Here is an 11928-nt window from a genome sequence, read left to right as displayed (position 1 = left end):
ACTACTTATTTTTCAATAAATCTAAAGGTTAAAATCTATGGAATTAAAGCTTAATGGTCAATTCATCGCCACTCATTCTAAGAATCTTTTGGAATTATTAAAAGAATATAAAATTGAACAAAAAAGCGTTGCTATTGCAGTTAATCTCGAAGTTATCAAACAAGATCAATGGAAAAATTACACACTTAAAAATGGAGATGTTATTGAATGCTTTACCTTTTTGGGTGGAGGTTGATTAAAACTAAACCCTTGAATTACTTAATTTAAAAAATTAAAAATTTTATTTTTATCAATGAAGGCTATCAATGAAAATTAAAGTTGGAATAGTTGGTGTTAGTGGATATACCGGCTTAGAACTTGTTAAGATTTTAATTAATCATCCTATTTTTGATCTCCATACGCTCTGTGCTACAGAAAGTTGCAGCGATATTACATTATTGCACCCTTCTTTAAAAAATACTCTTAGTATGCCAATTTTAGAAGCCAGAATCGAGCAAATCGCAAAAGAGTGCGAATTAGTTTTTTTGGCTCTCCCGCACCAAAAGGCAATGGAATATGTCAAGGCACTCTCTGTGAAAAATATTAAAATTGTAGATTTATCTGCAGATTATCGTTTATCGGCTGAAAAATATGAAGAATCTTACTGCCCTCATTTAGATAAAGAAAATCTCAAAAATGCAGTGTATGGATTACCCGAATACAATCGCAACTTAATTAAAAACACTAATCTCGTAGCTAATCCAGGGTGCTATCCAACTGCCTCATTGTTAGCTATTTTACCTTTCATTTCTCATTTAGATTCTTCACAAACGCTTTATATTGATGCTAAAAGTGGCGTAAGTGGAGCTGGAAAAAAACTTACTCAAACTTCACATTTTGTTACCATCAATGAGAATCTCTTTGCTTACTCCCCCATTACTCATCGCCATTGCCCTGAAATTAGCGAACAAATTAAAAAAATTGGCAAAATTGATTTCAAAACTCTTTTTGTTCCTCATCTTATCCCTATCACACGAGGCATGTTAGTTTCTATTTATGCAAAACTCAAAGAAGAAATTGATCCTCTAGAGATTCTCCAACAACACTATAAAGATGAGTTCTTTGTTCGTATTAGTAAAAATTGTGTGCAAATTAAAAATGTCGCTGGAACGCATTTTTGCGATATTTATGCTAAAAATGATGGAAAAGACTTATTTATTAACTCTAGCATTGATAATCTTTTGCGTGGTGCTAGTTCTCAAGCTGTCGCAAATGCAAATTTAATGTTTGACTTAGATGAAAAACTAGGTTTACCGCAAATCGCCTATATTCCATAAATGCAACCTATTTCTATTCAAAAAAATGCTATTTTTATAGCCGATTCTCATCATCACTCCCTTTATAATAATGTTTTAGATGATTTCTTAACTTCTCTTTTACAAGTATCAAAAAGGCAGATTTTTTTGATGGGGGATATTTTTGACTTCCTAGTAGGAGAAATACCAAAAAGCATTATTGATAATCAAAAAACTCTAGAAATTCTCAAAAAACTCTCTTTAAAGCACGAAATACATTATTTTGAAGGGAATCATGACTTTTCACTTCAAAATCTCTCTTTTTTTCAAAACATTTATTATTATCCACTAACTATGCAACCTATCTGCTTTTTATTTAACCAACAAAAAGCCTATCTTGCACACGGAGATATTTTTTTAAATTGGCGTTATCATTTTTATACCCACTTAATTAGAAACCACTTTGTTCTTGCTTTTCTTAATAATTTTAGCTCTATTTTATACCCAAAACTTCTCTTCTATCTACAAAATAAAAAAAAGATAAAATATAATTATCCTAAAGATTTTATTGACAACAGAATACATAAATATAAAGAAAATCTCGACATTCCAAGCAATTCTTATATTATAGAGGGGCATTTCCATTTAGGAAAAATAAAAAGGCTACATTCAATTAACTATATAGGATTACCCCTTTTTACTTGTAAAAAAACATATTTTATTGTAGAATTTGATAATTATTCTTTATCCTTCAAAACAAAGGAGTTTTAGTGTCAAATCTTGAAAAAAATGATACTTTAAAAATTGGCACCAATGAAATGGAATTGGTCGATTTTAGAATCTATAAAGTCGAAAAAGGTAAGATTTATGAAGGAGTTTATGGTATTAATGTTGCTAAAGTCAATGAAATCATACGCTTACCAGAGCTTACCGAACTCCCAGGAGTACCGGAATATATTGAGGGAATTTTTGACTTACGGGGTGTAGTAATACCTGTAATTAATCTTGCAAAATGGATGAATGTTGAAACCCCTAAAAATAAAAAAATCAAACCACGCGTTATTATTGCAGAATTTAATAATATTATGATTGGTTTTATTGTGCATGAAGCTAAGAGAATTCGTCGTATTAGCTGGAAAGATATCGAACCTGCACATTTTAGTTCTTCTGCTCACGATAATTTAGATAAAAGCAGAGTAACAGGTGTTACAAGGATTGAAGGTGATCAAGTTTTACTCATTCTTGATTTAGAAAGTATTGTGCAAGATTTAGGTTTTTATCACCCAGAAATCAGCTCAGATCACACTTATAATAAATTTGATGGATTAGCACTCATCTTGGATGATAGCTCTATAGCAAGAAAGATCATAAAAGATTTTTTAGAAAAAATGGGTTTTAGCGTTATTGAAGCAAATGATGGAGCAGATGGATTACAAAAATTAGAAAAATTATATGAAAATTATAAAGAAAATCTCACCAAACAACTAAAAATTATCATCTCTGATATTGAGATGCCGCAAATGGATGGTTTTCACTTTGCTGCTAAAGTCAAAGAAGATCCAAGATTCTCAAAAATTCCTATTATTTTTAGTTCTTCAATTAGCGATCAATTTAGTGAAAGTCGCGGAAAAGAAGCGGGTGCAGAATCGTATCTTGTTAAATTTGATGGAAATAAATTCCATGAAGAAGTCTCTCGAATTGTTAGCAAATACAATCAAGAATTAGAAAATGCTTAAAATTTCAAATCTATCAAAAAAGGAAAAATAAATGGATGAAATGCAAGAAATATTAGAAGACTTTTTAATCGAAGCTTTTGAAATGATAGAACAACTAGACCAAGATTTGGTGGAATTAGAAAATAGACCGGAAGATTTAGAATTATTAAATCGTATCTTTAGGGTAGCTCATACCATTAAAGGTTCAGGATCATTTTTGAATTTCTCAGTCCTAACGCATCTAACACACCATATGGAAGATGTCTTAAATAAGGCAAGACATGGAGAATTAATCATTACTCCAGATATTATGGATGTTGTTTTAGAGTCAATTGATTTTATGAAAAAACTACTCAATGCGATTCGTGATACAGGAACTGATGCAAATACAGGATTAGATGCAGACATTGCTAATGTTGTAGCGCGTCTTGATGCAATTTCCAAAGGCGAAACTCCACAAGAAACTGCAGCCGCAGCACCAGCTCAGCAAGAGGCAGCTCAAACCCAAGAAGCAGAATCTCAAACAAAACCAGAAGAAGAGGAAAAAGAGTTAGATTATTCTAATATGTCTCCCGAAGAAATTGAAAAAGAAATTGAAAGACTACTCAACAAACGCCAAGAAGAAGATAAGAAAAAGCGTGAAGACAAAAAGGCTAGAGGTGAAGTTAATGATATTCAAGCCCCAAAAGAAATTACAGAAACTCCAGCAGCAGCCACACAAGCTCCAAAACCATCTCCAAAACCTGCTGATCCAAAACCACAAGCAAAACCAACACCACGACAAGATGATAATAAAACACTTGCAACTTCTGTGGAGCAAACCATTCGTGTTGATGTTAAACGATTAGATAGCTTAATGAATTTAATTGGTGAATTAGTTTTAGGTAAAAACCGCTTAATTAAAATCTACAATGATGTTGAAGAACGCTATGAAGGAGAAAAATTCTTAGAAGAACTTAATCAAGTCGTTGCTTCTGTATCTATGGTAACAACAGATATTCAATTAGCAGTTATGAAAACAAGAATGTTACCTATTGGAAGAGTCTTTAATAAATTCCCAAGAATGGTGCGCGATCTCTCAAGAGAACTCGGAAAAAATATTGAATTAATCATTAGTGGTGAAGAAACAGAGCTTGATAAATCTATCGTAGAGGAGATTGGAGATCCACTTGTGCATCTAATTCGAAATGCTTGTGATCACGGAATTGAATCTAAAGAAGAAAGAATTGCAGCAGGTAAAAAAGAACAAGGAACCGTTGAATTAAAAGCTTATAACGAAGGTAATCATATTGTTGTTGAGATTACTGATGATGGAAAAGGTATGGATCCAGTGATCCTTAAAAGCAAAGCCGTTGAGAAAGGAATAATTAGCGAAAGAGAAGCAGATAGCATGACAGATAGAGAAGCTTATTCTCTTATTTTTAAAGCTGGTTTTTCTACTGCAAAAGTTGTAACCAATGTTAGTGGTCGTGGTGTAGGAATGGATGTTGTAAAAACCAACATTGAAAAACTTAATGGGATTATTGATGTTGATAGCACCTATGGAGAAGGAACTACTTTAAAACTAAAAATCCCTCTAACGCTTGCCATTATCCAATCTTTACTTGTTGGCGTTCAAGAAGAATATTATGCTATTCCACTTGCTTCTGTTATTGAAACTGTTAGAATCTCTCAAGATGAGATCTATACTGTAGAAAATAAAAGCGTATTACGCCTAAGAAACGAAGTTTTACCTTTGGTTCGTTTAGCGGATATTTTTGGAGTTGATTCGGTATTTGACAATGCAGAGCAAGCCTATGTTGTTGTTATTGGATTAGCAGAAAATAAAATTGGTGTTATTGTAGATTTTCTCATCGGACAAGAAGAAGTCGTTATCAAATCGCTTGGCTCTTACCTAAAAGGAACAGAGGGTATTGCAGGTGCTACAATCCGTGGAGATGGTAGAGTAACACTCATTGTAGATATTGCTGCAATGATGCAAATGGCAAAACAAGTCAAAGTTAGCATCAATAAACTTGCCCAGGAAAGCGAAACTAAAAAAGAAAAAAATTCACCTAGCGACTATAATGTCTTAATTGTTGATGATTCAATGACAGATAGAGCAATTATGAAAAAATCTCTTAAGCCTTTAGGAATTAGTATTACTGAAGCAACAAATGGTATGGAAGCCCTTGAAATCGTAAAAAATGGCGATAAATTCTTTGATGCCATTTTAATTGATATTGAAATGCCAAAAATGGATGGCTACACACTAGCAGGGGAAATTAGAAAATATGCTAAATTTAAAAATCTTCCCCTCATTGCTGTTACAAGTAGAACAAGCAAAACCGATAGAATGCGTGGAGTTGAATCAGGAATGACTGAATACATTACAAAACCTTATTCACCAGAATATTTAATGAATGTTGTTAAGAGAAATATTAATTTAACTATGGAGGTAACTGAATAATGAGCAATCAATTACGCGATGTTCTACAAAAACAACAAGAACAAAAAAAACCAACTTCTGAAGCTGAAAATATCATTCAGCTTGTTGCCTTTGTGGTTGGATCAGAAGAATTTGCTGTACCAATCCTAAGTATTCAAGAGATTATTAAACCACTAGAATACACAAGAGTTCCTGGAGTTCCAAATTATGTTTTAGGAGTTTTTAATATGCGTGGATGGGTTGTGCCACTTATTAATTTGCGTCTAAAATTCGGATTACCTTATGAAAAACCAACTGAAGACACGCGTTATATTGTTATTCGCAATCAAGAAGAAAGAGCAGGTTTTGTAATAGATCGCCTTACAGAAGCAGTAAGAATCAAAGAATCCGATATAGATCCAACTCCAGAAACAATCACCCAAGATGAAAATCTTATTTATGGAGTAGGAAAGCGAGACGATAGATTAATCACCATTCTTCGCCCAGAAGAACTTCTTAAACGCACTTTTTAATGTAGGATATTCTTTTTCCTGCATTATTTCTTTATTTCTTTTAAGCCCTATTTAACCACTTTTATCGAGCAAAAAAAATAGTTTGTAAAGTAATTTCTATAATACTATTATTAAATTTCTATTTCACTATAAAATAACTTCTTATTAAGTATCATTTAAACTTACAAGATTCAATACTTCACTATTTTATCAAGATAAAATGATTTATTTTCTCATTTTTAAAGACTAAAAAATAAGAAAATCATTGATTATACATAATCACAAATACTTTTTGAAATTCTATTAATTTTTGAGAAAAAATCATTTTTGACTTCTTAAAGTTACCTCCACACAATCAGCCATTTCCTTTACTGCATTGGCATTGCATTCTTTCTGTAAAGCTTGACTAATTTGCTTTATGTCTTGTTGAGATAGAGACAAAATATCCCACAAAACTTCACAAGATAAATCTTTCTCTTCACATAAAAATCCTAATTTTCTATCTTTCAAAAATTTTGCATTAAAATATTGATGATTTGCAGCCGCATAAGGATAAGGAACAAAAAGAGTCATCAATCCATTGGCACACAATTCCCACAATGAGCTAGCCCCTGCCCTAGAAATTGCAAAATCACAAGCCATAAAAACCTGTGGCATAAACTTACAAAAATCAAAGATAGCTACATCAAAGTTACCTTGTAAATCTTCTATATTGCTTATATGCGTAACTTTTAGCGGCATTTTTTCATACTCACTTAATACTCTTTTAAAATCACCTTTTCCACATTGATGATAAACCCTAATTCCTCTCTTTTTTAACTCCAAAACAACTTTTAGGGCAAAATTATTGATTGCCTGTGCTCCTTGCGATCCACCCATAAATAAGATATTTTGTATTTGTTCTCTTGTTCTAGAATATTGAAAAAAATCTTTTTGCACAGGATAAAATTTAATCAAAGAATCTTCCAAATAAGAGGAGAAAAAAAGCTTCGCATAAGGCTTTAAAATTTTATTTAGGCGACCTATTTTAGCATTTTGCTCATGAATAATTAAAGGGATTCTTAAAAATACCGCCCCAAAAGCTGCGGGTGCCGCAGAATATCCCCCAACAGAAAAAACAAAATCAATTTTTTCAGATTTTAAAATTTTTCTTGCTAACAGAAAAGCTCTAAAATGTGAAAATAAGGCAAAAATTTTCTTAAAACCTTTTTGATTAACAACACCACCTGTATGCAAAAAATATTTTTTAAAAAGTCTTGAATCTTCTTCAAAATAAGCCCTATCTTGACCCCCAATAGAACCCATAAAAAAACAAGTATAACCTCGCTGATAAAATTCCTCCAAAAATGCTTTAGCAACACTTAAATGACCACCAGTTCCACCACCTGTAATCATAACTTTCATAATAACAACCTAATATTTTCTTGTAATTCTAACACAGCTCTAATTAAAGATTTTATAGAAATAGTGTATCATTTTATTTGATTTTTCTAAAAAGTTTAAATTTTTAAATACTTTTATAGCAATAATTCTCTCAAAAAATGCTATGATAGGATATTTTAATTTTAAGGAATAAACAATGGATAACTTAGAAAATGTCTTTGATATAAAATCTCTTACAATGTCTGTCTTAATGACACCTGCAATGGCAAATTTCAAAGGAAGAGTTCATGGCGGTGATTTACTAAAATTGCTCGATCAAGTTGCCTATGCTTGTGCTTCAAGATATTGCGGTGAATATGTCGTTACACTTTCTGTTGATAGTGTTACCTTTAAATACCCTATTGAAGTGGGAAATCTTGTTACTTTTCTTGCTTCAGTAAATTATACCGGCACTAGTTCTCTTGAAGTGGGAATCAAAGTCATTGCCGAAGACATCCATAAAAGAATCGTGACACACACCAATAGTGCTTATCTCACAATGGTTTGTGTAGATAAAAATGGAAAACCATTCCCTGCTCCCAAACTCGAACCCAAAACACCAACTGAAATCCGTCGCTACAACAATGCAATGAAACGAAAACAGGCCAGAATTGAACTCTCTAAGAAAAAATAATATGCTATAATTTCCCTTTTTTAAGGGAAATTAATGCCAAAACCAAACAAACAGCAACAAATTAAAAATATCCAACTTGATATTATTAAACACCAATTTAGCAATTTTTGCAAACATAATTCTAAGGCATTAGCATTAATCTTTAAAGTACTCATTAAAGGTGAAAACGCTGCACAAAGCAATCCAAAACTAAATACTCAAAACAAATCCATAAATTCAATAGAATCCTCAAAAACAAATCACAAAACTAACCAAGAATCAACTATTCACCTTAAAGAGCTAGAGCTAGACATACCCCTACCAAAACCACCTTTAAATATTGAGGGCTAATTTTATGCACCAAGGAAATAAAATGCAGTTTCATATTGTTTTACACCAACCAAGGATTCCACAAAATACTGGAAACATTGGGCGACTTTGTTTTGCTAGTGATAGTGTTTTACATTTAATTCATCCACTAGGCTTTAGCATCACACAAAAAGAACTCAAACGCGCTGGAATGGATTATTGGAATCATCTTGAAGTCTATGAATGGGAGAATCTCTCAAGCTTTATGGAATCAAGCCTTTTAGAGATTCCACATTGCTATCTTACAACAAAAAGCCAAACACCTTATTATAATGCTCCCTTAAAAAAAGGGGCTTATTTGCATTTTGGGCGCGAAGATGCAGGATTAGATTCTACCCTACTTTCACACTACAAAGACTATTGTTACACCATACCTATGCAAAATAATGCAAGAAGTCTAAATCTAGCAACAAGCGTTGGAATTGTGCTTTATGAAGGGATTCGCCAAAGAGATTTTATTCCATCACCAATCGCTTAATAAGCATTTCAGTTCCTTTAACAATTTTTACTCCCTCGTTTTGACATAGCGGACATTTAGTGTAGCAAATCTCCACAACTTGACTTTGTTTTTTACAAAACTCACAAAACACTTCTACTTCCACATCTTCTATAAAAAGTTTTGCCCCATCACACATACTTCCAACTTTAAATTCCTCAAATGCCCTCTGTAACAATGCCGCATTAACGCCACTACGCCTCCCAATCTCCAAATAAATCTCAAAAATTGATTCCGCATTATTTTCTTTAGCAATTCTTTCACAATTTTCAATCAATGAAGCTACAATAGAAAACTCGTGCATAAAAATTCCCCAATAATTTTATTCCATATTAAAAATAAATTTTAGCTTCTTAAGTGTAAAATATCGCTTTTATTTCAAAAAAACACTCCAAAGAGGGTAGTAAATGAGACATTTTTTAACTTTAGCAGATTTTAGCAAACAAGAGATCTTAGAAATCTTAGACATAGCTAAATCTCTAAAAAAAGATTTAAAAGCAGGGAAATATAGCAATCTATTAGAGAGAAAAACACTTGGAATGATTTTTGAAAAAAACTCCACAAGAACTCGCGTTAGCTTTGAAACAGGAATCTATCAATTAGGGGGACAAGGGATTTTCCTCTCTAGCAATGAAACGCAATTAGGTAGAGGAGAGCCCATTAAAGACACCTCTAGAGTGCTTTCTTCTATGGTGGATTTAATTATGATGCGAACACACGAACACGCTAGATTGGAGGAATTTGCACATTATTCTAGTATCCCTGTGATTAATGGCTTAAGCGACAGCTTTCATCCTATGCAGCTTTTGGCAGATTATCTAACCATGCAAGAGTGCCAAAAAGATAAAAACCCTATCGTAACTTATGTAGGAGATGGAAACAATATGGCGCATTCTTGGCTTATGCTCGCAGCAAAAATGGGCTTTGAATTAAGAATTGCTTCTCCTAAAAACTATGAAGTATCTCCAGATATTTACCAAAAAGCTCGAGAATTTGCTAAAATTTCAGGTGCAAAACTAATTGTCACCAACAATCCACAAGAAGCGCTTGCAAATGCTGATGTTGTCACAACTGATACTTGGGCTTCTATGGGGCAAGAAAATGAAAAAGAAGCAAGAAAAAAAGCTTTTAAGGGCTATTGCATTACAAAAGATTCAATGCAATTAGCAAAGCCTGATTGTATTTTCCTGCATTGTTTGCCTGCATATCGCGAACAAGAAGTTAGCGAGGAAGTTTTAGAATCATCACAAAGCAAAATTTTCTTAGAAGCGGAAAACCGCTTACACGCACAAAAAGGAGTTATGGTTTGGCTACACCAAAACCGCTAATTAAATATAAAAAAGCAAATGATTATCAAGAGTTAAAACAGGCATTATTAGAGGCAAAAGATAATACCTTGCCACTCCCACAAACTCTAGAATTTCCCAAAGAAAAAGAGCGTATGATTTATTGCTTTAAAGATTCTAATAACAAAGAATATTACTTACTTTCTAGTTCTTGTATTAACTCTCTAATTGAATCAGCCAAAGAACTTGAAAAAAACAAATATCTTTTAAAATTAGAACAAGAAATTCACAAAAATATGCCCATTGATTTTGAAGATGTATGGTGTATAGCAATCAAAGAACTCGCAGGAAAATTCAATAAAAACCCTAAGAATCTTATTAAAAATATCCGCAAACGCTATCCGTATTTATTTATAGATTTCAATCTATCTTTAAACCAAACTTATTAAAGGTGCAAAATTTGAAAGAAGTTATTGATTTTAAAAAATTTGCTAAATTTTCCAAACCAGGTCCGCGCTACACAAGCTATCCTACTGCAGTAGAATTTAATGAAAATTACACTTATGATTCTTACATGCAGGATTTGCAAAAAGATACCAACCCCCTTTCGCTTTATGTGCATTTACCTTTCTGTCGCAGTGCCTGCTATTTTTGCGGTTGCAATGTTATCTATACAAGCAAGGAAGAGAATAAAACACTTTATCTAGAAGAATTACAAAAAGAACTGCGAATCTTAAAAAACACATTAGATTACACCAAACAAGTTTATCAACTGCATTTTGGAGGAGGAACACCTACTTTCTTTAATGCTAAAGAACTTGAATTTTTAATTCAAATGCTAAAAGATACTTTTCCAAACTTTCATACTGAAGCAGAAATTGCTTGTGAAATTGATCCAAGATTCTTCAATAAAGATCAAATGCAAGTGCTTAAAAATGGGGGTTTTAACCGACTTAGTTTTGGAATTCAAGATTTTAATCCAAAAGTGCAAGAAGCAATCCACAGAATCCAACCTTTCTCTTTAGTGCAAAATGCCATTAGCATTGCTAGAGACTTCGGTATTCGCTCCATCAATTTTGATCTTATTTATGGACTACCCTATCAAACACTTGAAACTTTTCAAGAGACCTTATCACAATGCCTTAAACTCAATCCAGATCGCTTTGCAATTTTTAATTATGCTCATGTGCCTTGGATTAAAAAGACAATGAGAAAAATAGATGAAACCACGCTTCCAATGCCTGAAGAAAAGCTTAATATCCTAAAAACCACAATACAACACTTACAGGAAAATGGCTATAAAATGATTGGAATGGATCATTTTGCAAAACCCGATGATGAACTCTTTAAATCTATTCAAAAGGGGCAACTAAGGCGTAATTTCCAAGGTTATAGCACCAAAGGTGGAACACAAACAATTGGGATTGGCTTAACTTCTATTGGAGAAGGTATAGATTATTACGCTCAAAATTACAAAGATCTCCCATCTTATAAAAAAGCTCTTGATTTAGGAATTTTACCTTTTTCTAAAGGAATCAAACTAAGCCTTGATGATAGGATTAGAAAATCTGTTATTATGCAGCTTATGAGCAATTTTAAATTAGATTTTTCAACCATTGAAAAACAATTCAATATTAATTTTAAAGAATATTTTAGTGACTCTTTAAAAGAATTAGAAGTTTTTACAGCAGAAAATTTGATTACAATTCACAATAATGGCATTGAAGTAAGTCCCACTGGAACTTTGCTTATTCGAAATATTGTAATGGCTTTTGATGCCTATATCAAAAAATTTAGCCCTAATCAAAAAATCTTCAGTAAAACAATCTAAGGT

Annotated in this window: 14 protein-coding genes; 12 read left to right on the top strand and 2 right to left on the bottom strand. The window is 32.5% G+C overall.

Features of this window, described 5'->3' with window-relative positions:
* The first annotated feature begins 37 nt into the window (after window positions 1-37).
* The 6 genes from thiS (at window position 38) to HCAN_RS05060 (ending at window position 5929) form a co-directional block, all read left to right on the top strand.
* Complete coding sequence (thiS, locus tag HCAN_RS05085) at window positions 38-235, top strand: sulfur carrier protein ThiS (protein ID WP_006655682.1); 198 nt, start codon at window positions 38-40, stop codon at window positions 233-235.
* 70 nt (window positions 236-305) lie between these two features.
* Entirely contained in the window at window positions 306-1316 is a 1011-nt protein-coding gene (gene argC / locus HCAN_RS05080) for an N-acetyl-gamma-glutamyl-phosphate reductase (protein ID WP_006655681.1), read from the top strand.
* Complete coding sequence (locus HCAN_RS05075; RefSeq protein ID WP_006656871.1) at window positions 1317-2045, top strand: metallophosphoesterase family protein; 729 nt, start codon at window positions 1317-1319, stop codon at window positions 2043-2045.
* Window positions 2045-3010: a chemotaxis protein gene (locus HCAN_RS05070; protein ID WP_006655679.1), complete on the top strand. Its 966-nt coding sequence runs from the start codon at window positions 2045-2047 to the stop codon at window positions 3008-3010. Before HCAN_RS05075 ends, HCAN_RS05070 begins: the two co-directional genes overlap by 1 nt.
* Window positions 3011-3041: 31 nt before the next feature.
* Window positions 3042-5438: a hybrid sensor histidine kinase/response regulator gene (locus tag HCAN_RS05065; RefSeq protein WP_006655678.1), complete on the top strand. Its 2397-nt coding sequence runs from the start codon at window positions 3042-3044 to the stop codon at window positions 5436-5438.
* Entirely contained in the window at window positions 5438-5929 is a 492-nt protein-coding gene (locus tag HCAN_RS05060; protein ID WP_006655677.1) for a chemotaxis protein CheW, read from the top strand. Before HCAN_RS05065 ends, HCAN_RS05060 begins: the two co-directional genes overlap by 1 nt.
* Window positions 5930-6229: 300 nt before the next feature.
* Here the strand turns inward: HCAN_RS05060 and HCAN_RS05055 are convergent, their stop codons facing one another.
* Complete coding sequence (locus HCAN_RS05055) at window positions 6230-7312, bottom strand: UDP-N-acetylglucosamine--N-acetylmuramyl-(pentapeptide) pyrophosphoryl-undecaprenol N-acetylglucosamine transferase (protein ID WP_006655676.1); 1083 nt, start codon at window positions 7310-7312, stop codon at window positions 6230-6232.
* Window positions 7313-7487: 175 nt separating this feature from the next.
* On the opposite strand from HCAN_RS05055, the gene HCAN_RS05050 reads away from it, so the two are divergent.
* Genes HCAN_RS05050 through HCAN_RS05040 form a run of 3 tightly spaced genes read left to right on the top strand, consistent with a single transcriptional unit; the run spans window position 7488 to window position 8790 of the window.
* Complete coding sequence (locus tag HCAN_RS05050) at window positions 7488-7964, top strand: acyl-CoA thioesterase (protein ID WP_006655675.1); 477 nt, start codon at window positions 7488-7490, stop codon at window positions 7962-7964.
* A 33-nt stretch (window positions 7965-7997) separates the two neighbouring features.
* Window positions 7998-8294, top strand: coding sequence for a hypothetical protein (locus HCAN_RS05045; protein ID WP_006655674.1), 297 nt, complete (start codon window positions 7998-8000; stop codon window positions 8292-8294).
* A 22-nt stretch (window positions 8295-8316) separates the two neighbouring features.
* Window positions 8317-8790, top strand: a complete 474-nt coding sequence (locus HCAN_RS05040; protein ID WP_006655673.1) for a tRNA (cytidine(34)-2'-O)-methyltransferase — start codon at window positions 8317-8319, stop codon at window positions 8788-8790.
* Here HCAN_RS05040 and hypA read toward each other — a convergent pair.
* Window positions 8768-9112, bottom strand: coding sequence for a hydrogenase maturation nickel metallochaperone HypA (hypA, locus tag HCAN_RS05035; protein WP_006655672.1), 345 nt, complete (start codon window positions 9110-9112; stop codon window positions 8768-8770). The genes HCAN_RS05040 and hypA overlap by 23 nt on opposite strands.
* 103 nt (window positions 9113-9215) lie before the next feature.
* Here hypA and argF point away from each other — a divergent pair, with 103 nt between their 5' ends.
* The 3 genes from argF to hemN are packed head-to-tail and all read left to right on the top strand — an operon-like array spanning window position 9216 to window position 11925.
* Window positions 9216-10136 carry an ornithine carbamoyltransferase gene (gene argF / locus HCAN_RS05030; RefSeq protein ID WP_006656869.1) on the top strand — a complete coding sequence of 307 codons (921 nt, stop codon included), beginning with the start codon at window positions 9216-9218 and terminating at the stop codon, window positions 10134-10136.
* Window positions 10115-10543 carry a DUF2603 domain-containing protein gene (locus HCAN_RS05025; protein WP_006655669.1) on the top strand — a complete coding sequence of 143 codons (429 nt, stop codon included), beginning with the start codon at window positions 10115-10117 and terminating at the stop codon, window positions 10541-10543. Before argF ends, HCAN_RS05025 begins: the two co-directional genes overlap by 22 nt.
* Before the next feature lie 11 nt (window positions 10544-10554).
* Window positions 10555-11925, top strand: a complete 1371-nt coding sequence (gene hemN / locus HCAN_RS05020; RefSeq protein WP_006655668.1) for an oxygen-independent coproporphyrinogen III oxidase — start codon at window positions 10555-10557, stop codon at window positions 11923-11925.
* The last annotated feature ends 3 nt before the right edge of the window (window positions 11926-11928 follow it).

Source organism: Helicobacter canadensis MIT 98-5491 (assembly GCF_000162575.1).
In the GTDB taxonomy this organism is placed as follows: Bacteria; Campylobacterota; Campylobacteria; order Campylobacterales; family Helicobacteraceae; genus Helicobacter_D; species Helicobacter_D canadensis.
This window is presented reverse-complemented; position numbering and strand designations above follow the sequence as displayed.